This window comes from Pseudomonas fluorescens (assembly GCF_001623525.1).
GTDB lineage: Bacteria > Pseudomonadota > Gammaproteobacteria > Pseudomonadales > Pseudomonadaceae > Aquipseudomonas > Aquipseudomonas fluorescens_Q.
On record NZ_CP015225.1, the window covers coordinates 2,166,378 to 2,187,902 of the forward strand.

19 protein-coding genes are annotated in these 21,525 nt (G+C 60.1%); 2 read left to right on the top strand and 17 right to left on the bottom strand.

The window, feature by feature from the left end; all coding sequences use genetic code 11:
• Nucleotides 1-122: 122 nt before the first annotated feature.
• The 14 genes from TK06_RS09170 to TK06_RS09230 form a co-directional block, all read right to left on the bottom strand.
• A complete protein-coding gene (locus TK06_RS09170) occupies nucleotides 123-1,340 on the bottom strand; it encodes a CoA transferase (RefSeq protein WP_063321825.1) in 1,218 nt (405 codons plus the stop codon).
• On the bottom strand, nucleotides 1,340-3,010 hold the full coding sequence (locus TK06_RS09175; RefSeq protein ID WP_063321826.1) for an acyl-CoA dehydrogenase family protein: 1,671 nt from the start codon (nucleotides 3,008-3,010) through the stop codon (nucleotides 1,340-1,342). Before TK06_RS09175 ends, TK06_RS09170 begins: the two co-directional genes overlap by 1 nt.
• Nucleotides 3,011-3,027: 17 nt before the next feature.
• Nucleotides 3,028-3,927 carry an HpcH/HpaI aldolase/citrate lyase family protein gene (locus TK06_RS09180; RefSeq protein ID WP_203417416.1) on the bottom strand — a complete coding sequence of 300 codons (900 nt, stop codon included), beginning with the start codon at nucleotides 3,925-3,927 and terminating at the stop codon, nucleotides 3,028-3,030.
• Complete coding sequence (locus tag TK06_RS09185) at nucleotides 3,924-4,781, bottom strand: FAS1-like dehydratase domain-containing protein (RefSeq protein ID WP_063321827.1); 858 nt, start codon at nucleotides 4,779-4,781, stop codon at nucleotides 3,924-3,926. Before TK06_RS09185 ends, TK06_RS09180 begins: the two co-directional genes overlap by 4 nt.
• The gene (locus tag TK06_RS09190) at nucleotides 4,774-6,291 is read right to left on the bottom strand and encodes a 3-hydroxyacyl-CoA dehydrogenase (protein WP_063321828.1); all 1,518 of its coding nucleotides are present in this window, start codon (nucleotides 6,289-6,291) and stop codon (nucleotides 4,774-4,776) included. The genes TK06_RS09185 and TK06_RS09190 overlap by 8 nt, the downstream gene beginning before the upstream one ends.
• 2 nt (nucleotides 6,292-6,293) lie before the next feature.
• The gene (locus TK06_RS09195; protein ID WP_063321829.1) at nucleotides 6,294-7,064 is read right to left on the bottom strand and encodes an enoyl-CoA hydratase-related protein; all 771 of its coding nucleotides are present in this window, start codon (nucleotides 7,062-7,064) and stop codon (nucleotides 6,294-6,296) included.
• Entirely contained in the window at nucleotides 7,061-7,843 is a 783-nt protein-coding gene (locus TK06_RS09200) for an enoyl-CoA hydratase/isomerase family protein (protein WP_063321830.1), read from the bottom strand. Before TK06_RS09200 ends, TK06_RS09195 begins: the two co-directional genes overlap by 4 nt.
• A complete protein-coding gene (locus tag TK06_RS09205; RefSeq protein WP_063321831.1) occupies nucleotides 7,843-9,045 on the bottom strand; it encodes an acetyl-CoA acetyltransferase in 1,203 nt (400 codons plus the stop codon). The genes TK06_RS09200 and TK06_RS09205 overlap by 1 nt, the downstream gene beginning before the upstream one ends.
• A gap of 6 nt (nucleotides 9,046-9,051) precedes the next feature.
• Nucleotides 9,052-10,530 (bottom strand): hydroxymethylglutaryl-CoA synthase family protein, encoded by a 1,479-nt coding sequence (locus TK06_RS09210; RefSeq protein ID WP_203417417.1) that lies wholly within the window; start codon nucleotides 10,528-10,530, stop codon nucleotides 9,052-9,054.
• 10 nt (nucleotides 10,531-10,540) lie between these two features.
• Nucleotides 10,541-11,446 carry an alpha/beta hydrolase gene (locus TK06_RS09215; RefSeq protein WP_063321832.1) on the bottom strand — a complete coding sequence of 302 codons (906 nt, stop codon included), beginning with the start codon at nucleotides 11,444-11,446 and terminating at the stop codon, nucleotides 10,541-10,543.
• Nucleotides 11,446-12,174, bottom strand: coding sequence for an SDR family NAD(P)-dependent oxidoreductase (locus TK06_RS09220; RefSeq protein ID WP_086936774.1), 729 nt, complete (start codon nucleotides 12,172-12,174; stop codon nucleotides 11,446-11,448). The genes TK06_RS09215 and TK06_RS09220 overlap by 1 nt, the downstream gene beginning before the upstream one ends.
• Nucleotides 12,175-12,176: 2 nt before the next feature.
• A complete protein-coding gene (locus TK06_RS09225) occupies nucleotides 12,177-12,989 on the bottom strand; it encodes an enoyl-CoA hydratase/isomerase family protein (protein WP_203417418.1) in 813 nt (270 codons plus the stop codon).
• 10 nt (nucleotides 12,990-12,999) lie between these two features.
• The gene (locus TK06_RS32570) at nucleotides 13,000-13,149 is read right to left on the bottom strand and encodes a hypothetical protein (RefSeq protein ID WP_161951733.1); all 150 of its coding nucleotides are present in this window, start codon (nucleotides 13,147-13,149) and stop codon (nucleotides 13,000-13,002) included.
• Nucleotides 13,150-13,328: 179 nt separating this feature from the next.
• Entirely contained in the window at nucleotides 13,329-14,111 is a 783-nt protein-coding gene (locus tag TK06_RS09230) for a TetR/AcrR family transcriptional regulator (RefSeq protein ID WP_153044829.1), read from the bottom strand.
• Between the two features lie 291 nt (nucleotides 14,112-14,402).
• Here TK06_RS09230 and TK06_RS09235 point away from each other — a divergent pair, with 291 nt between their 5' ends.
• Nucleotides 14,403-15,164: an SDR family NAD(P)-dependent oxidoreductase gene (locus TK06_RS09235; protein ID WP_063321835.1), complete on the top strand. Its 762-nt coding sequence runs from the start codon at nucleotides 14,403-14,405 to the stop codon at nucleotides 15,162-15,164.
• A 201-nt stretch (nucleotides 15,165-15,365) separates the two neighbouring features.
• Complete coding sequence (locus TK06_RS09240; protein WP_063321836.1) at nucleotides 15,366-15,851, top strand: MaoC family dehydratase; 486 nt, start codon at nucleotides 15,366-15,368, stop codon at nucleotides 15,849-15,851.
• Nucleotides 15,852-16,086: 235 nt separating this feature from the next.
• Here TK06_RS09240 and TK06_RS09245 read toward each other — a convergent pair whose 3' ends face one another.
• The 3 genes from TK06_RS09245 to TK06_RS09255 all read right to left on the bottom strand — a co-directional run bounded on the left by TK06_RS09245 (nucleotide 16,087) and on the right by TK06_RS09255 (nucleotide 21,506).
• Nucleotides 16,087-18,582: an efflux RND transporter permease subunit gene (locus tag TK06_RS09245; RefSeq protein ID WP_203417419.1), complete on the bottom strand. Its 2,496-nt coding sequence runs from the start codon at nucleotides 18,580-18,582 to the stop codon at nucleotides 16,087-16,089.
• A 31-nt stretch (nucleotides 18,583-18,613) separates the two neighbouring features.
• Nucleotides 18,614-19,612: a WD40/YVTN/BNR-like repeat-containing protein gene (locus TK06_RS09250; RefSeq protein ID WP_161951734.1), complete on the bottom strand. Its 999-nt coding sequence runs from the start codon at nucleotides 19,610-19,612 to the stop codon at nucleotides 18,614-18,616.
• 178 nt (nucleotides 19,613-19,790) lie between these two features.
• A complete protein-coding gene (locus tag TK06_RS09255) occupies nucleotides 19,791-21,506 on the bottom strand; it encodes a DUF1302 domain-containing protein (protein ID WP_063321838.1) in 1,716 nt (571 codons plus the stop codon).
• Between the last annotated feature and the right edge of the window lie 19 nt (nucleotides 21,507-21,525).

The following is a 21,525-nucleotide window of genomic DNA, read 5'->3' on the forward strand; positions in this document are numbered from 1 at the left end:
GAAATAAGACAGGCGATGACTGGCGGGGCTCTCATACGACTGCACGACCTGACAACCTTGAGCAAGATGGCCGTTTGGATCTCCTGTAGCTATCCTCGCCCGACGTTGACGCGGGCACATCCCTACCGATGTGCGATACGCACCAATCCCTGGTCATGCAACGCGCCGAATTCGCTACTGCTCAACCCCAGCACGTCCATCAACACCGCCTCGGTATCAGCCCCCAATTGCGGTGCCGGCTGCGGCGTGCGGTAGTGGCCGTTGAAACGCAGGGGCATGCCGGGGGTGAGTATTTGGCCGATACCGGGCTGCTCCAGCAATTTGAACAAGGGGTTTTGCTCGGAGCAGGAAGGGTCTTCTTCAAGCAGGGTGCTGATGCTCTGATAGTGGCTCCAGCACACGCCGCTGTCTTCAAAGAGGGCGGTTATCTCTTCCAGGGTGCGCTCCGCCACCCAGGGGCTGACCAATGAGGCCAAGGCCTCACGGGCGTGGAAACGCTCACCTTCGCGATTTAGATCGACCTGTAGGTGTCGACCCAAGGCCTCCACCTGTTCGGTGATAGCTGTGACCTCGCAGAGGCTGCGCCACTGTTTGAGGGTCAGACCAACCACCATAATGCGCTGCCCGTCACGGGTCACGAAGTCGCGGCCAAAGGCGCCGAACAAGTCATTGCCGTGGCGTTGCCGTTGTACGCCGCGCTGGGCTTCGGCAAGAAAGCCCAAATGCCCCATCACTGCCAACGCCACATCTTCCAGTGCCAGCTTCACCTGCTGACCAATGCCCTGCCGGCTGCGCTGACGCTCAGCGGCAAGTAACCCAACGGCCGCCATTTGCCCAGTGATCAGATCCCAGGCTGGCAGCACATGGTTGACCGCGCCATCGACGTCCTGCGGGCCGGTGAGATAGGGCAAACCAATGCGCGGATTAATCGTGTAATCAACCGCCGAGCCGCCATGGCGATCGCCCTGAATGGTCAACTGAATCAGGTCCGCACGCTGGGCACGCAGGGTGTCATAGTCTAACCAGCCTCGGGGTGGAAAATTGGTCAGCAGCATGCCGGCGTCTAAGCCCGGCGCGGTGATCAGCGCCTGGGCCAGTTCACGGCCCTGGGGCTTGTTGATATCAATGGCCACCGAACGTTTGCCTTTATTGAGCCCGGCCCAGAACAAGCTGGTGTTGTCGTCGGTGACCGGCCAGCGGCGATAGTCCAGGCCGCCGTCGAGACCGTCGACGCGGATCACATCGGCCCCCATCTGCGCCAGGGTCATGCCACCTAGCGGAGCGGCGACAAAGGCCGATACCTCAATTACGCGCATGCCCTTGAGAATTGCCTCGCTCATCAGGCGACCTCGGCTTTCAGTGCGGCTTCCAGCAGGCTGCGGCCAATGACTTTCAACGCCAGGGTTTCTTCGGCGCCCTCAAAAATTGACAGCACCCGTGCGTCAACAAAGTAGCGGCTCACCGCCACTTCCTCGGCATAGCCCATGCCGCCGTGAATCTGCAGAGATTCGCGTGTCACCAATTCTGCGCTACGGCAGGCGAACAATTTCACCAGGCTGGCCTCCATACGGCCCGCACCCTGAGCCAGCATGCAGCCCACCGAATAGGTGAGGTAGCGGCTAGCAACATAACGTGCAGCCATTTTTGCCAGCTTGGCGCCAGTCAGTGGATAGTCCAACAGCGGGGCACCGAATACCTTGCGCTCCGTAGCATATCGCAGCCCTGCCAACAGTGCCGCGCGCATCACACCGCTGGCCCGTCCGGCGGTCTGCATGCGCCCACCAGTCATTCCCGCCATGGTGTGGTAAAAGCCTTTGCCCAGGCCTTGGGCTTCGCCGATCACATTGCCGTCGGGAACAAAAAAATCCTCGAACGACAGATCAAACGAGTGCATGCCGCGGTAGCCGATGGTGGGGATTGCCCGCCCGGTAAGGCGCCCTCCCCCAGGCTGGCGGAAATCAAAGTCGTGGCCGTCGTAGCTGGGCTTCTCCGCCAGCAGCAAACTCAGGCCGCGATGACCCAGACTTTTGTCCGGATTAGTACGGGTGACCACCATTAGCACCTCTGCCTTACCGGCAAAGGTGCACCAGGTTTTAGCTCCATTCAGGCGCCAACCGCCCTCACAAGGTGTACCGCGCAAGGTCAGGCTCGCCACGTCGGAACCATAGTCAGGTTCGGTAATGGCAATCGCGCACAACGGCGCCCCCACCGCCAAGCGCGGCAGCCAGTGCTGCTTCTGCGCCTCGGTACCGCCGCTGAGCAACGCCCGTGAGAGAATTTCCGGGCGAGTGATCAGGCTACCCGCTGCGGCCAGGGACGCCTGCGACAGGGCTTCGGTGACCACAATCATGGTTAACGGATCTTCTTGATCGTCTGGCGCGCTGCCGCCGTACCGCTCAGGTATCGACAGCCCGAAGACGCCCATATCGCGCAACGCCGCCAGCAAACTGTCGGGGATAATGAGGTCCTCGCGATGAATGTGTTCGGCAAGTGGTGCCACGGTATCGGCAGCGAAGCGGCGGAACTGGTCCTGAATCATCGACAGTTCATCCCCCATCGCTACCTGACCGATCTGCTCCGGGCGTTCGACCATTAACCGCGCACTGTCATGCAGGGCAACACTGGATAAAACACTACGACGTAATGCACGCAGTTTCGGGTCGGCAGCGATGGCATGCAGGGCACCATCGGCCAGATCCAGCTCGACACAAATAGCCTCCAAACGACCGTGCACCAAGGTGATGGCCTCCACAGCAAACACCAAAATCAGGCGTCGATCCACCGCGCTAGTACCGGCATCAATGGCCTGCAATGAACGCTCGGCGGCCAACAATTCGGCACTGGCCCAAGCGAGTTCGAAAGTCGGTACTTGCATCAGGTCCAGCAGGTCAGCATCCAGTTGCTGGCCCTTGGTGCAGCGTGAAGCCAAGGCACTGGTGGCCTGCTCCAGTACGCCGCGCAACTGTAACAGCAGGCCCAGCAAATCGTTGGTAGCGGTAATTGGCAGCATAGGTCGAACTCCAAACATTATTTAGCTGGCAGTCGTTGGCAGTGAATGGCAGACATGTGGCGGGTCAGCAGCTCTCGGGCACGGGCGACGATCGGCGCATCGATCATCTTGCCGCGGAAGGCGAAGGCGCCTCGCCCCTCGGCTTCGGCACAGGCATACTCAGCCAGCAGAGCGACGGAGTATTCAACCTCGGCATCGCCAGGAGAAAACACCTCGTTAAGCACAGCCACTTGTTCAGGGTGAATGCAGAAGGCGCCGATCATTCCCAGCTGCCGCCCCAGTACGAGGGCCTGACGAAAACGTGGGATGTCACTGAAATCGGCAATCGAGCCTGGAAAACCAAAGGGCAGAATTCCTGCGCGGCGGCAGGCAAAGGCCACTTGCTGGTTGGGCCACAGTAACGTTTCCGGTACAGGTTCCATTCCCGCGGACACGGAAAAATCTTCCGGGCCCAGGCTCATGCCCATCAGCCGTGGCGAGGCCGTGGCAATTTCATCCAGTAAGGGCAACGCCGCTACGTCTTCGATCTGCGCGAGGATCAGCGTTTGTCCCGCGTCCATACCCCGCTCGGTTTCCAAACGGTCCAGTTGCAAGGCCACGTGGCGCACCACCTCGGCAGAGGCCACTTTGGGCAGCACCACGGCGCAAACGGCGGGGCTGACAATTGCCTGCAAATCCAACAGCCCGCCGCTATCGAGCGTATTGATACGCACCAATACATCCAGGCCACGGTTGGAGATGTTCTGTGCGGCGCTGCTGGCAGCGTCGCGAGCTTGTGTCTTTTGCCCGGGAGCAACGCTGTCTTCAAGGTCTAGGATGCAGGCATCAGCGTTTCGTTCATGGGCTTTTTCAGTGAACTTGCCGATATGTGCGGGAACAAACAGCAGCGAGCGCCACATTGGGAATGCACGATTCATTGCGGCACCTCCACGTCGGCTGTGGCGATCATGGTGACAAAGCCATCCTGGTTCTGCGTCCACAGATCAACACGATCGCCACTGCGTTTGCTGCACAGCAATAAGTGGTCAGTGTCGAACACCGGGCGCACAGCACGAAAACCAAAACTGTTTACCCGTACCTCGGGCATTTGTATCGTCACCTGCTCGGCCAGTAAGGTCGCCAACAATGGGCCATGCACCACCAGCGCCGGATAATGCTCCTGCCGCGTGGCGTAGTCGCGATCGTAGTGAATGCGGTGACCGTTGAAGGTCAGCGCGCTGTAGCGAAAGAGCAGTACCGGGTCAGGTTGAAATGGCTGCTTAACATCCGCTTCATCTGGCGCGGGCTCGCCGGGCAGCGAGGGGCTGGGGCCGTTGGCCATTTCCCGGTAGACCAAGTGTTGTTTCTCCACGAGACAGCGTCGTCCCTGCTGGCTGATCTGATGTTCCAGGCTGACAAACACCAGGGCCCCGGTTTTTCCCTCCTTCAGCTCAACAGAAGTGACCACCGAGCGCTGTTCGGCCAGTTCGCCGATGCGCAATGGCCGCTCACACATGAACTCACCCGACGCCCACATACGTCGAGGCAAGGGCACCGGTGGCAGGAAGCCTCCGGTTCTGCCATGGCCGTCAGCCCCCAGGTTGGTACGCTCGGCGCAGTCATTGAAGTACAGCCATTGCCAGGTAGGTGGCAGCGTCTCGCCTTGCATAGGCACCTGTTCGCGATCCAGCGTAGCGCTCAGCGCCTGGACGGCGAACGGCGCCAACAGTTCTTCACGCACACGCTCGCGGCCTACCCAGCCACGCAAGTAGTCGATATCAATTTCAGTCATCGCGCGCTGTCTCTGCGGTGAGTAACGAGAGCCCCAATGCCGCGCGCCGGGCCAACCAGGGGCTGGGGCGGTAACGCGGGTCACCGCTGAGCTCATGCATGCGGGTAAGAATGTCCATCACCCGCTTGCCACCAATGGCATCGCCAAGGCTTAGCGGTCCTTGCGGGTAACCCAGACCAAGGCGCACCGCATCTTCGATGTCAGCGACACTGGCGATACCCCGTTGAACAATATCGGCAGCGATATTGACGATAGTCGCCAACACTCGCTGGACAACGAACCCGCAGCTGTCGTTGATCACCGTCACTGGTGTGTCTTGTGCGGCCAGCATCGCCCAGGCGGCATCGCGCACCTCTGGACGGGTGACGCTGCTGAGCATCAGGGTACGGTGGTTCTCCAGGCCAGGCAGCGGGTCCACGGCCACCGTTCGGGTGGGGTCGAGACCGTGCACGGCGCAGTAACGCGAAACGTCATCGCCCCAGAACTGCACCAGCGATATATCCGCCTCATCAGGTAGATGGTGCAGCATCATGCCGACCTCCAACACCAGACCTTGCAGGCGTTCGTAGTCGTCGGCAGCCGGGTCCACCCAGACCAACAACTCGTGGTTGAGCGCAGGAACAGGCCGAGCAGGTGCCACCTGTTTTTTGAGGTTGTCGCAGTAGCGATACCAGCCTTCACCCGTCTTGCGTCCATAGAGGCCAGCACCCAGGCGCGGCGCGACCAGAGGCGATGGGCGAAAACGCGGCTCTTGGTAAAACTGCTGGTAGATGGACTCCATCACCTTGCCGGACACATCCAGCCCGGTAAGGTCGAGCAGCTCAAATGGGCCCATGCGAAAGCCACCGGCTTCGCGCATCAATGTGTCGATGTCCTGCACCGAGGCCACCTGCTCCTCGAGGATGCGCAAGCCTTCGGTGTATAGCCCGCGGCCGGCATGGTTAACCAGAAATCCCGGCTGGTCTTCGGCCACCACCGCGCGGTGACCCGCCCCCACTACCACTGACTGCAAGGCAGCGACAGTGGCGGGCGCAGTACGCACAGCGGCGATGACTTCGGCAACCTTCATCAAGGGTACCGGGTTGAAAAAGTGCAGTCCGGCCACGCGTTCGGGACGGCGGCAACCGGCAGCGATATCAGCGATCATTAGCGAAGACGTATTGCTGGCCAGAATCGCCGTATCACCCAGCACCGCTTCCAGGGCACGGAACAACTCACGCTTGATACCGAGGTCCTCCACCACCGCTTCAATAGCCAAGTCGCAACCGGCCAAGTCTTCGATGTGTGTGCAGGCGGACATGCGCGCGATAATCGCGTCGCCTTGCTCGCGGCTGTAACGTTCTTTGCTAACAGCCCTGTCGATCAGGTCACGGACAAACTCGATGGCGCTCTGCGCGGCGCCCTCGACAGCGTCATAACAACGCACCGAATGGCCGGCTTGGGCGAATAACTGAACGATTCCGCGGCCCATGGTGCCGGCGCCGATCACGGCGATACTGTGGATACTCATATTTAGTTTCCCGTGTAACGCGGCGGGCGTTTATCAAGGAATGCACGCATGCCTTCGGTTTTGTCCTGCGTGTCGAACAGCAGTAGGAATTCGCGGTTTTCCAAGGCCAGTGCAAGGTCCAGCGATTGATCGGCGCCCAGTGCCAACACCCGTTTGATTGCTCGCAAGGCCTTGGGCGGCATGGTTGCCGTGGCTTGGGCGAGGACGATGGCGCGCGCCAAGGCGCTGCCCTCCGTCACCAACTCGCTGACCAAACCCAACTGGCTAGCGCGCTCGGCGCTGAGCAGTTCACCGGCCAACAGCATCAGGCTGGCCACTGGTTTACCCACGGCACGCAGTAAACGCTGAGTACCGCCAGCGCCGGGCATAATGCCCACCCTCGCTTCGGGCTGACCGAAGCGCGCCGAGTTGTCGGCGACCAGGATGTCGCACATCATCGCCAACTCGCAGCCCGCCCCCAGGGCAAAGCCGCTGACCGCCGCAATCAGCGGCTTCTGGCTTTTCGCCACAGGCGCCCAGTACTGGCCCAGGTCCAACTCCGCCACTTGTTGGGCGCCCTTATCCACCAGTAGATTGAGATCGGCGCCAGCGGCAAACACGCTATCACCGCCGGTGATCACGATCACCGCCACACCGCTGTCACGCTCCAGTTCCTGCATGGCGCTGGCGATGGCGACACGCATGCTGAGGTCCAGAGCATTGCGCTTTTCAACACGGTTCAGCCGCAAGATAGCCACCGCGCCATTGCGCTCTACCACCACCGGTGCGCTCATACGAGGTAGTCCACGGTGCTGGTGAACTGCGGCTCGCGCTTCTCTGCAAAAGCGGCAAAACCTTCGCGAAAATCGGCACCGAGCAACAGCACCGCCTGGTCGTCTTCCTCGCGCTGCAGCTCTTCGGCCAAGCTCGCCGACGGGTGATCCAGGCGATTTTTCATTCGTGAAAACGCGTCGCGCGGTAAACGACTCATCCTGCTCGCCAGGCTGACTGCTGAGTCCATCACATTTAGACCAACACATTCATCCGCCAAACCTGCGACGACGGCCTCCTCGGCGGATATGTATTGGCCGTGGGTCAGCATGCGCTTTGCTTCGGCGACACCCACTCGGGCAGGTAGTGTTCGCAGCAATCCCCAATCGGGAGAGAGACCCAGCTTCAGAAAAGGGAACAGAAACCGAGTCTTGGTGCCGGAGAGCACAACGTCTCCCAGCAACGCCAGTCCAACCCCCGCTCCTGCACAGATGCCTTCTACTGCCGATATGACAGGCATCGGGAATTGCCCCAACAAACGGCAGAGCTGATGGATGTGCTGCATTCGCTCACGCGCCCCGGACTCGTCCAGATCGGCCATGGTCGCGATGTCGCCACCAGCGGAAAACATCCCTCCAACGCCTCCCAAGATAATGGCTCGACAAGCCGCCTGCTCACGCGCCTCAGTCAACGCATCGATGAGTGACTGGCGTACGTCATGGTTTATCGCATTGCGCTTATCGGGGCGGTTAATCAGCAACCGCCGGACGCCGGGGGCGGGATCATCAATCAGGATGGCCATCAGTCTTCTTCTCTACCAATGATGGAAATCGAGCAAACGTTCTGTGATGGCTGCCCGCCAAGGTTGTGAATCAACCCAGTACGCGGGTCTGGCAACTGCCGCGGACCGGCGCGCCCCTGTAGCTGCAAGTAGATTTCGTAGAGCATGCGGATCCCGCTGGCGCCAACCGGGTGACCGAAGCACTTGAGACCGCCGTCAATCTGGCAAGGCACTCGGCCTTCAGCGTCGAAGTCGCCATCCAGTACGTTGCGCACCGCCATACCTGGCTCAGAGAGGAACAGATCCTCCATGGTCACCAACTCGGTGATGGAGAAGCAGTCGTGCACCTCAGTCAGACTGATCTGTTCACGTGGCCGGGTGATGCCGGCTTCGGCGTAGGCTTTCCTGGCAGCAATGCGGGTGGTGTGCACATAGCTCCCGTCCCACCCATTGCCCTGCATCTCCCAGCCATTGGAGACCGCCACTTGCAGGGCCTTGAAGGTCACCAGATCGGTCTTGCCCATGGCCCTGGCAATGTCCGGGCGAGTGACGATCACCGCCGCTGCTCCATCGGAAACGCCACAGCAATCAAACAAGCCCAGGGGCTCAGCGATGATCGGCGCCTTCAGGCACTGCTCTTCAGTGATGATTTTGCGCAGGTGCGCCTTGGGGTTTTTGGCACCGTTGGCGTGGCTTTTGACCGACACATGGGCGATGGCCCGCTTGAGTAGCTGCGGGTCAACGTTAAAACGCGCCTGGTAAGCCGAGGCCAGTTGAGCGAAATTGGCCGGGGCCACGGCGCTGGGGTACCACTGCGGAATATAGGTACCGACTGTTGCGACCGGCAGGCCACCGTAGCCGGTGTCTTTCAGCTTTTCCACGCCCAGGGCCAAGGCGATATCGCAGGCGCCAGAGGCCACCGCATACACCGCCGCGCGGATGGCTTCCGAACCGCCGGCACAGAAATTTTCTACCCGAGTCACGCCAATATTTGGCAACCGCAAGGCAATGCTCATCGGTGTACCGCCACGGCCGGTGCCCACATCTTCCATATGGGTGGAAAACCAGGCGGCGTCGATTTGCTCCGGGGAGATGCCTGCATCAGCCATGGCCTCACTGTAAGCCTCGACCATCAAATCTTCCGGGCTGGCGTCCCAGCGTTCGCCGAAGCGGCAGCAGCCCATGCCGAGAATCGCAACTTTGTCTTTGATACCAATGGGCATGACGAATTACTCCAACGGCGCTTGCGGCGCGGGGGTGTGAACGGGGGTGGCTTTCCAGAAGTAGCGCTTGAAACCGCGCAGGTCGTCGATGTCTTTGATGCGAAAGACCATCTCCACCTCGAGCGCGGTCTGCACTTCGCCCTTGGCGACGTCGGTGAATTCCATCAGGATGCGACCGCCCCCCTCGAAGTCGATTTGCCCGTAATGATGGGGCGGCGCCATATAGGACGACAGCGACTCGGCGGACCAGCTCAGCACCCGGCCAAGGCGGTCAGCCAGGGGATGGGCGTCCTGCGTATCCAGGGCGGCGGCATCGGGGGTGTAGGTCAGCCGTGAGGGTGGGAAATGCACGTCACCACTCACACGGCAACGCCCAGCCACCAGGCCGAGAATGGCGCGACGATGGCGGTAGGCTGTGCTCAGCGCGGTCTTCTTGTCTTGCTCACCGCGCACACCGCGCTCCAGTTGCAACTGGCCCTTGTAGGTGAGAAAGCGCGTATAACTGAGCTCTTCACGGCCACGGGCCAGCCAACCGGACACGCCACGGCGAGCGGTGAAGTGTTTGATTTCAGCGGTCACCCGCAGTACCACGGCGCGAGCACCGCTGCCAAATTGGGCGAGCACGATCACCTGCCCCGGCTCGGCACTTTCCAGGACATTGGCCAGCAGCAACAGGCCATGGCCGACGCCAGTGTTACCCACTTCTGCCGCCAGGCCATCGACCACCGCTTCGGCAGGGATGCCACAGGCCTGGGCCAGTTGCGCATCCATCTTCGCCAGCGAGGTGGGGAAGATGAAATGTGCCACCGCTTCGGCGCCCACGCCGCTGTCGCTCAGGGCGCGTTTGATCACTTGGGGCATGCAGCGGCTAACGCCTTCATCACGCACCCAGCGCTCTTCACCGAAGTAATCGATCTCGCGGCCAGTGAGGCGGAAGTGGTCGATAAAGTCGACGCTCGATGCCGCCTGGCCGAGCACTTCTGCGATCACCTGTTCACGACCAAACAACAGCGCGGCAGCGCCATCACCGTAATCCAGCTCCTGCGCGCTGGCGGCGCGGGTGCGGCGGTTGTCGGCGGCTGTCAGCAACACAGTGCCTGGGGCGCTAGCGGCACTGGCCAAGGCTTGGGAAAAACCGGCCAGGGCCGCGCACTGCGAGCCGGTGACGTCACTGGCGCCAGTGTACTCACCCAGGTTTAGCGCCTCGGCAACCACTGCCGCGTTGAGGCGCTCGGCAAACGGCAGGGTGCACGAAGCGAGAATCACCTCGCGCACTCGGCCCTGCAGGTCCTGTCCGCCCAAGGCATCGCGTGCAGCCGCGACCGCCATGGTAATGCTGTCCTCATCCCAGTTGGCCATGGCGCGATGGCCACGGGCTTTGCCTTTCAGCTCGGGGGCGTACCAGGCATTGGCCGCTACCACGGCTTGCCGGCTCAAACGCAGGCGCGGGATATAGGCGCCGAATCCGGTGATACCGATACTCACAGTGCAGTCCTCATTTTAGGTTCCAGTGCTTGCGTAAAAACGCACCGATGCAAGCGATGGCCTCGCGTGCTTCCGCCAGCTCGGCGGCGAATTGTTGGAAAACGTGGAACATTTGCGGCCATACCTGCAACTCAACCGCAACCCCAACTGCGCGGGCCTTGGCGGCAAACAGAGTGCTGTCGTCCAGACCGGTTTCGCGGTCGCCGACTTGGAGCAGCAACGGCGGCAAACCGGTCAGATCGCCGTGCAGCGGCGAAGCTAAAGGGTCAAACGGATCGCCGTCCTTCCCCAGATACTGCGCGGCCAGGGCAACAATCATTGGGCGTTGGTGAATGGGGTCAGACTCGGCACGGGTCAGGTAGCTTTCGCCACTGGCGCTGAGGTCGGTCCAGGCCGACAGCAACACAGCGGCGGCCGGCAACGGGCGGCCTTTGTCGCGTAGGGCCAGCAAGGCCGCGGCGGCCAACCCACCACCTGCGGAATCCCCCGCGATGGCCAGTTGATCGGGTTCAAAACCCTGGGCCACCAACCAGTCGTAGACCGCAAGTACATCAAGCAGGGGTTCGGGAAAACCATGCTCAGGCAGCAGGCGATAATCGACACCCAGGATTCTGCAACCCGCGGCCACAGAAAGGCGCACCATCAGGTCATGGTGAGAGGTGAGCGAGCCCATTTTGAATCCGCCGCCATGCAGATAAATCAACACTTGCTGCTCGGCGACACCGGGCGTTTTGATCCAGCGCACCGGCACACCGTTGGCGCTGGCGTCTTGGGTTTCACACGTCAGCTTATCGGCCCAAAACAAGTCATCCCAGTCGCGGCGCAAGGTTTCAATCGGCGTGTGCCGACGCCAGCGGCCGTACACGGTCTGGATGCGGGCAATTACCCGTTCCACCGCCTCGCTTTGAGCGCGCATCAGCAACCCATCCCGCCAGAGACACCAAGGGTTTCGCCGGTAATAAAACTGGCGTCACGACTGGCGAGAAACACCACGGCAGCCGCCACTTCATTCGGCTCGCCCAAGCGCCCCACCAGGGTGGAGGCCTCCATGGCCGCCAACAATTTTTCACCGCCACGGTCGAGGGCTTTGCGCAGCAAAGGCGTATCCACTGGTCCTGGCGCGACCACATTGACAGTGATGCCATAACGGGCATTTTCCCGGGCTATGGATTTACTGAAGGCGATCACGCCGCCCTTGGCAGCGGCATACACGGCGCCACCTTTGGAGCCCTGACGACCAGCCTCTGACCCGACATTAATGATTCGCCCGTAACCGGCCGCCTGCATCGCCGGTAGCGCGGCGTGGGTTGAGGCAAATACGCCTTCGAGGTTGACCGCCAACAAGTAGCGCCACTGCTCCACCGTGGTTTTGGTGAAGAAGTCATGCTGGTCATAGCCAGCGTTGTTAACCAAAATTTCGAATGGACCTAGCATGGTCACCACACGCTCTACTTCGAGCAGGTCGGTGACATCCAGGCGAACGGCCAGGCCGCCCACTTCATCGGCCAGCCGCTCGGCGCTGATCATATCCTGCGCGGCAATCACTACCTTGGCGCCCTCGGCTGCCAGACGCCGAACGATGGCTTCGCCAATACCTTTGGAACCGCCGGTGACAAAAGCCCGTTGACCGGTCAATGCACGCATGGTCATTGGCCCTCGAACTGCGCGGTGCGCTTTTCGATCACCGCCGCCAGCCCTTCACGCACATCACGTGTGCGGCACAGCTCGGCAACGGTACGGCTTTCTTCCGGCATCGCGGCATCGACGCCAAGACCAATGCCCGCCCACAGCAAACGTTTAGTCGCGGCCAAAGCCAGGGGAGCGGCCTCGGTCATCTGCTGGGCGTAAGCCATGGCGGTAGTCTGCAACTCAGCATCTGCGACGACTTGGTTGATCAAGCCCATTGCGAGCGCTTCCGGGGCTTTCACCACCGGGTTCATGAGCAACATTTCAGTGGCTTTGCGTGGTCCTACCAGGCGCGGCAAGGTCACCGACAAACCAGCGTCCGGCGCCATGGCCACGCGAGTGGCTCCGGCAAGAAACTTGGCTGACTCACCCGCGATCACCACATCTGCCGCACACACCAGTCCCATGCCGCCGCCGCCCGCGGCAAAGCCCTGCACAGCGGCAATTACCGGTGCATCCAAATGGATCATGGCGCTGATGACGGCCTGTAAATACACCGTGGCTTGGCGGATATATTCCGGCAGTTCGTCACCCTTGCCGACAAAGGTATGCACATCGCCGCCGGCGCAGAAGTTAGCGCCGGCCCCGGTGAGCAACACCACACGCACACGCCGTTCGCCATGGCAGCGCATCAGCGCCGCGATAAGGTCTTGCAGAGTGGGAATATCCAGACCATTGGCGGCGTCCGGGCGATTCAGGTGCAAGTGGGCAACGCTGCCATGCAAGCTCAGCAGCACGAAGCCGGAGGTGATCAACAGTTCAGGCTGGCTCATCAAAGGGCACTCAAATCAGGAATGAAAGGGTGTAGAGGGCTTTGTCGGTGTTGACCAACACCACCTTTTTTGCAGGCCATGCGCAGGCCAACTGATTCGCGGCGCGCCAGACTGTTTCGGCCCGCAGGTTGGGCTCGAAGACCCTGGCGTTGGCCGTCACGCGAATTTCGTCGCCACCGGTTTCAACGCTTCGTACTTTAGGGATGGAGGGCGCGCGTCCAATCGTCGTTTTGGACGAATTTCGTTCGAACCAATGGTCAATCGACGTTTGCGGCTCGAGTCGGAATCGGAATACCGCCCATCCCTCCCACGACAAAGCGCATTCCCTGTACGGAGACTTCAGCCTCGATGCTTTTGATCCTGGGGAATGGGGGCCTTAAGCGCGGTGGCAACTCGGCCCGTGACATACAGTTCGCCATGCAGGCGGGATTGAGGTGGCGCAGGGATGCCGGCAAGCCGCGAAATGCTGGATAGACACACCTCCAGGGCACGCGCTTCGGGCAATGCCTCGCCTGCGCAAACACCCTGCAACACGCAGAACATTGCCAAGCACGTGTTACGCAGGTCCTCAAACTGAAAAAAACCTCGCTGTTCACCTGTCTGCAGGATCGTTTCCAACTCAGCGTCATACTGCGATCTCAGTTCGCTGACCTGCGCCCTACCCGCTTCATCAAGGCTACGAAAATCCAGCTGAACGATGCGGCTTTCAGCCCGCCTTGCGTAATGAAAGCTGACGTAGACACTCACAAAGCGTTGCAGCATCCGCACACTGTCCAAGCGCTTTGGGCGTTGTTCCAACCAGATAGAAAGTAGGTCTTCCAAGAACTCGCAGTGCACATCCAAGAGCAGTTGACCTTTACTTTCGTAGTGGGTGTACACCGAACCGGAGCGCACCCCGAGCGCCGCCGCGAGCTGGCGCAACGACATGGCCTCGAAGCCCTTATCCGCCATCAGGCGCACAGCCTGCCTTTTGACTTCTTCCACCCTGCTCATATTTTTCACGCCCTCTGCTGATTTCTGAGGGCGCTCAGAGTCTGCGCGAGGTGTCTGGGTCAACTCGTCGGTTCCGACGTTTTTGCGGCGGGTAAAGAAAATTGTCCGACCGGGGGCATAATCGCTCAAGGACGGCGCTTACAAGCAATCCCCCATGGATTTCCAAAAGTGGATCGGCACGATGAAAAATTGCTAACTGATTCATTGAGTTAGCTCGTCGCTGCGCCAGCTCGCCGGCGGCGATGCAGGCAGGTGCCAGCGGGCGTCCGGAAGCCTCGAAAGTGATGACGATAAAAAGCGATGGGCTGGCCGAGGCCCTATCTCGTCGGAAACGACGACAGGCAACCCGCCGTGAAGATTGAAAATAACCCAAACAAAACCCGGCGGCGGATAACCGGGAACAACAAACTGGAGTGCTCCATGAATCAGAATGTTCTGTTCATTACCGGTGCCGGTAGTGGCCTCGGGCAACTCAGCGCCAAGCGCGCGCTGTCCGATGGCTGGGCTGTCGCAGCCATGGACATCAACGAAGCCGGCCTCAACCAATTGGGCTCCTCACCCAGGCTGCTGAAACTGGTAGTTGACATCACCGACCCCACCGCTGTGGAAGCAGCGGTCGAGCGCTGCGAAACCGAGCTGGGCCCCATTACCCGACTGACCAACGCCGCCGCAATCATGCCGCTGGGACTGCTGATGGAACAGCCGCGCGAGGTCATTCAGAACATCATGGCGATCAACTTCGGCGGCATGGTCAATCTGTCGAAGGCCGCACTGCCGAAGATGATCGCCCGTGGCCGCGGGGAGTTCGTCAGCTACGCCTCCATGGCGGGTCATTGGCCGATCATCTACATGGGTGCCTACAACGCCGCCAAACATGCAGTCACCGCCTACACCGAAGTGCTGTTCCACGAGACCCGCAACAGCGGAGTGCGCATCGTCTGCGTGTGCCCACCCATCGTTGCCACGCCGCTACTGGATCAAGCCAAATCGACGGTATGGCCAAAGATCTTCGACGTGTTCCCGCCTATTACCGCCGAAGTGGTACTGAACAAGATTGAGCGTGTGCTCAAGGGCAACAAATTGTGGGTGTTTCCCGGACCGATGACTGCCATGTCCTGGAGACTTCGGCGCTGGATACCCAACATCCTGTGGTGGACTGTGCATCAGGTCGAAAAAATCTAAAGCTGTTGGGTGCGCTTCGCGCATCCGTCGGTCTGCGCTTGATAGCCTTGGTGCATACAGCCCCATGCATGGAGCGCGACCACCCTCACACATTCGTCGGATGCGACGATACCGCCGCTCCCCGCTGTTTCCACAATAGCTGCCAGGCCGCTACGCATGGGCGTTGCGGACCTTTATTGAAACAGCGAAGGAGCACCATCGATGTCCGAAACCAATGCAGCAGAGTTTCCCACCCATAAGTTTGTCACCCATCGGCGCACCATCACCGAGACCGACATCGTCAATTTCGTCAACCTCACGGGCTTTCATGAGCCCTATTTCATCGACATGGAATACCTGAAGGCCAACATGTCCGGCGCCCATCAGAACCGCTTTGCCCCGGGGCCAATGATCATCTCCTACTCGATGGGTTTAGTCTCACCGATTCTGATGAAGGTTGTCGCCGACGTCCTCGAAGGCCATGCCGTGGGCAACTTTGCAGGCATGACTGGGCTGCAGGCACGCATTCATTCCGCCGCATTCCCTGGTGACACCTTGCACGTAGAAGGCGAAGCCAAGATCAAAGCCATCAGCAGTAGCGGCTTTACCATTCTCGACCTGCTGCACGTTACCAAAAACCAGCGTGGCGAAAAGGTCGTGGAATTCACCGAAACCGTACTGTTTCACAAACCCGGTACGACTGAGTAAACCCCACTCCCCCCGCTCGCTCCCCCTACCTCGTCAGCGCATCAAGTTTTCGCGACATGGGCGGGTTGCCCGCGAGCGGCGGCAGAACCTTGGGTTACGGTCTGCTGTATCGACCTTGCCCTCCTGCCCTGACGGGCGATCTCGCTCCGCGCATGCACCAGACTAGCTCGTGTCGATGCGCGTAAACGGACTTGCGCACCCATGCTGCATCGCCACAGCATAGGTGCAGGAAACGTCAGACAGATGCCCTCACACTCTCAGCACGGGTCGAATGGCCAGTCGCCTGAAGCCTTCCCATGGAATTGCCTTGCTCGGCAAAAGCCTTCGCCTGGAATACATGAAAATGCCGGCCATTAAGTAAAAAGTGCGACAGCGCGGGAATCAGCACCAGCGCAGCCAGCATGTTCCAAAGGAACATAAACGCCAGCAGGATCCCCATATCGGCCTGGAATTTGATCGGGGACCCTACCCAGGTGACTACGCCCACCGCCAAGGTGACGCCGACCAGGGCTACCATCTTGCCAGTAAATTGAATGGCCCGACGGTATGCCTGCTGCAGGGAGAGTCCCATACGCTGGCCTTCCAATTGGACGCTGAGCAGATACAGGGCGTAGTCCACCCCGACGCCAACGCCGAGTGCAACCACTGGCAAGGTGGCCACCTTAAGGCCGATGTTCAACTGCACCATGAGCGCTTCGGCCAGCAGGGAAGTGAGCACCAACGGTAGGAGGGCCACCACTACAGCACGCCAGCTGCGGAAGGTCATCAGGCACAGCAAGGCAACGGCGAAATAGACGGCCAGCAACATTTCCAACTGCACACTTTTCACAACGATGTTGGTCGCCGCCTCGATGCCCGCACTGCCGGCAGCCAACAAGAACTGGCGGTCCTTCACACTATGTTGTTCCGCGAACTCGCTTGCCACCTTCAGCACAGCATCCAGCGTGGCGGCTTTATGGTCTGAAAGGTAGGCCAAAACAGGCATCAGTGAGCACTCGCTGTTTAGGAACTGGGAGTTCCACACCAAGGCATTATTGACCTGCGGCCAGAGAACCCCCTTATTGTCGCTGATCGTGAACCACTTCGGACTGCCTTCGAAACCACCAGAGGTGTAGGCTCGTACCGTATCGGCCAGCGAGGCGGTGGCCTGGACTCCAGGTACTTGGGACAGCTGCCGGGCAAGTCGGTCAGCCTCGATGAGAGCCTCGTACGAGCCACACTGGTCTGCGGGCGTCTTTATCATGACTGCAAACACATCGCTGGAGACGCCGAACCTCGAAGTAATGAAGGCGTTGTCGCGGTTGTAACGCGAGTCGGGACGTAGCTCAGGACTGCCGGCGTGCAGATCGCCCACCTGCAGTTTGCTGCGTTCTACCAACGCCAACACCGTAAGGCCCAGCGCCACGGCAATCGCCAGGACAGCCCAGCGGCGCTCGGTGAAACGGTCGAGGCTGTTCCAAACCCGATCAATGCCCAGCTTATGGATAGTCGTATCGTGCTCGATGATGTGTCGACGCGCCGCTTCCTGGCTGATACCGGTAAACGACAGCAGCACCGGCAGCAGGATCAAGTTGGTGACCACCAGCATGGCGAAACCGAGGCTAGCCGACAGTGCCAACTCGCGGATGATCGGAATATCCACCAATACCAGCACGGCAAAACCGACGCCATCGGCAATCAGCGCGATCAGCCCCGGCAGGAACAAGCGACGGAAGGTATAGCGGGCAGCGACCCAGGGGTGGGTACCACGGGCGATATCCTGAGCAATGCCGTTCATTTTCTGAAGGCCGTGGGATACGCCAATGGCAAATATCAGGAAGGGAATCAGGATGGTGAAAGCGTCCAGGACACCACCGAAGGCGATCACCAGCCCCTGCTGCCAAAGCACCGCAATAACCGAACAGAGCAGCACCAGGGCGGTGCTGCGAACACAGCGGGTGTGGAAGTAGATGATCAGCGCCGCCACCAGCGCGGCGACAATGAAGAACAGCATAACCTTGTAGATGCCATCGATCATGTCACCGGAGATTTTGGCGAATCCGGTGATGTAGATGCCGAGATCAGCCCCCTCGTACTTGACGCGAATGCGTTCGAGGGCCTCGGACAAGTCCTGGTAACTCAGCGGCTGGCCGTCCACGGTCGCCAGCAATGGAATCTCGATCATGCTGGAGTGATAGTCGGTGGAGATAAGACTGCCCACCACCCCCGCACGGGCGATGTTCAAACGCAGTTGTTCGATAGTCTCGGGAGAACCATCGAAGTTGCCCGGCATCACAGGACCACCGACAAACCCCTCCTCGGTGACCTCGGTCCAGCGCACCACAGGCGTCCAGATCGACTTGACCCAGGTCCTGTCTACGCCCGGGATACGGAAGAGTTCATCGTTAATCTGGCCGAGCGTCTTCAAGTATTCGGCATCGAACACGTCGCCCTTGCGGTTCTCGACCACAAAGCGCACGGAGTCGCCGAGCCCGCGCAGCTGGTCGCGGTTGTCCAGAAAGTTGCGAATGAAGGGATGACCGTGCGGCAGCATCTTGTCGAAGCTGGTGGTCACCGTCAGGTTACGTGCCTGCCAGGCTGAGAGCAGCGTGGCGATGACGCAGAAGGCAATGATGAGCAGCCGATGGTTGAAAATCATGCGCTCGAAAAAGTTGCCGGAAAGCCGGTTGAATAGCGCGGGATCACGGATGACGCTCATCAGTCCCGCGCCTTCATGCTTGCTGTCGATCATCAGGTTCTTCTCATTGTTGTAGAGGCAGCGATCAGAGGTCTTCGACCCTGATCCCCAAGGCACCGACAAGCGCCAGGCGGCTGTCGCCCAGCAGAACGGCACCGTAGTAAGGCATCGGCTGGCTCAGACGCAGCGGCTTGAAAATCCGGGCTCCGTCGTCACTCAACAGCGCCTCTCCACTCTGCGCGACTACAAGTAGACGCTGCGCGCCGAGCGGCAGTACCCGCATCAGATTGCTGCCCAGTGGCAACGTGGTGCGACTCCAGCTTTGCCCCTGATCCGCGCTGCGGAAGAAGCTACCGCGCATCCCATAGGCATAGACCTCGCCCTCGGTCGCAGTAACGCCGAACAAGGTGCCGTTGTAGGGCGTATCTATCGAGACGAACTGCTCGCTCTGTGCATCGCGACGCCAGACATGGCCCTGCTCTCCAGACAGGTACAGCTGGCCATTGCGCCCCGTGACAGCGTAGAAGTGCCACTCCTGTGGGTTATTGGTCAGATGCATCTGCGGAAGCCAGCTACGCCCACCATCCTCGGTAGCGAAGATGCGATTGAAGGTGCCGACCACATAACCGTGAAGCTCGTCGGCAAAGTAAACGTCGAGAAATGGCTGGGTCTCATGATCGACCGCCAGCCGCTTCTCCTTCTCCAGGTAACCCGCTGCGTCCGCCACTCGAGCGGCGCTCGCGGTATAGAAATCGATGGCCAGCTGGCTGGCCTGCAGGCCATCGAGCTGTTTCTGCCAGGTGGCTCCAGCATCATCGCTGTGCAGAATCACCCCACCGTGCCCTACGGCCCACCCTTGGGTCGCATTGGCAAAAGCAACAGCGACCAGATCCACACTTACCGGAACCTGCGCCTGACTCCAGCTGCGCCCTTGATCGTCGGAAAACAGGATGGCTCCACGCAGGCCAACGGCGACCAGACGCTCACCGGCGCGGGTAATCGCCAGCATCGGACCGGCAGCCATGCGCTCGCTATGCACGGCAGCGACCTGTAGCGGAGGTTCGAACGCATGCACAAAGGGCATCGCCAAGGACAAGCAGACAAATAGCAGACGCCCGAGAATCGAGCGAGGCAGAGGGGCAGAATAAAACAGTATTCCAGCAAGCATGACAAACCTCACTTCAGGGCTTTCGAAACGCACACCCATCAGGAACGACCGTCCGCGCGCGCAGGCGATCGCTCCTGGTAGTCGACTCGACCTGTCAGAACGTGGTCTTGAAGGTCAGAGATACCCAGTCACGATCCCAGTACTTACCCAGGGAGGAGTTATTCAGGCTGCCAGCACCGAGCTCATCATCCGAATGCTTGGAGATGAAACCGTTGTACTTCAGATCAACGCTGTACTGGGCATAGATGTCCGCAGACACGCCCATGCTCCAGGTGCCCTGCCCTTCGTTGCTACCGAACATGACCGGCGAGTTACCGTGCAAACCGATATCGACAAACAACGGCATGGACAAATCGATTCCCGGCATTACCTGGTACCAGGTAGGCCGGAACATCAGAGACGCGCCTAGAGCATCGCGAGTCTGGCAGGCTATCTTGGTGGCGTTATGGTCGTCGGCGCAATTGTAGCCTTTGCCATTGTACGTCTGCGCGTTCTCGGTGACTTCGTCCAGATAGGAGTAGTTCAGCTCAGCGGTCAAGGAAGCAGCATCATAGAACGGCGACTTACTGAAGTAGGCCACACCGTTGAACACGCCGGACCACAGTTTGCCGCGAGGCACCCAAGTATCCGGGGCGGTACCTTCCGGCACAAAGTTAGAAAGCGGCGTAGTGGCCAGCACCGCATCCTCGCGGTAAGTAATGTCGGTACCCCAGGAAATACCCCAGACCTGCTTGGACAGGCTCACGCCGTACAACTTCTCCCGCTTGTTCGAGGAGTAGTCGATACCCGCTCCCGCCGGAAAGGCACCCACACCAGGAATGACCACCATCTTGGTCAGCACCAGCTGTGGGAAGCGGTTGGTGTACTCGCGGTAATAGAAACCCAGGGTGCCATCGAACCACTGCGGCGACCAGCGGGCCGAAATGCCCCAGTCGCCGTGTTTCTTGTCCGGCTCGTCGGTAATCTCAAAGGGCAAGCCGAAGACGCTGCCCCCACTGCCCAAGCTCAGGCCATCGATCGCGCCAAAATAGGTACCGCCATTGGGGACCAGCATCGGCTTCCAGTCCAGGAGGTACTGCGCGGCAACGGTCAGATCCGGCTGCAACTGGGCGATCATGGATATCTGGTTGAGCGGTTTGAACAGTTCCTTGGCCTCGGTGCCCGGCGTGGCGAGCGCCTTGCGGATATCCACCGGGCCCTGCTGGTAAGACACACCGTTGACGAAGGAGAACAGCGATTCGCCCCAATACACGTTATGTTGGCCGGCCTTGAAGTTGACCGGCACGCTGCCCAGGTCGAAGCCGGTAAACACGAAGGCATCCAGGATCTCGCCAGAGGGGCCGTTGTTCCAGCGATCGGTGTAGCGGCTGTAGTTGTCGCCGTCACGTCCCGCGCCGTTGCCAGCACCACTGGCATCGAGTGCACGGTCTCCCTCGACATCACCGTCATAGGCCTGATCGTACCAGCCGCTGGCGCTCAGACGCGCACCGTGACGGTCTTTGTAAACGAAGTCCATCTCAGTGAGGATATCGACACGATTGGTGACCACGTCGCCGGCATCGGAGAACTTGCGGTCGGACTGGTAAGCCGTCACATCGCCCGCGCCCGCGTCGTTTCCACAAATATCCTTATCGCAGTCATTCACCCGAAAACCCACGTTGTAGCGCACGGTGTTATCCCAGCGCAGCGACATATCAGGATTGCCGAGATCGACCGTAACCGCATTTGCCGGCCCAGCCACACAAAAAACCATCATTGGCGCGACCAGCAGGCTGCCGCCCGCTGCCCGGTATCGACTTGCCATCTTCATAGACTTGGCTCCTTCTTGT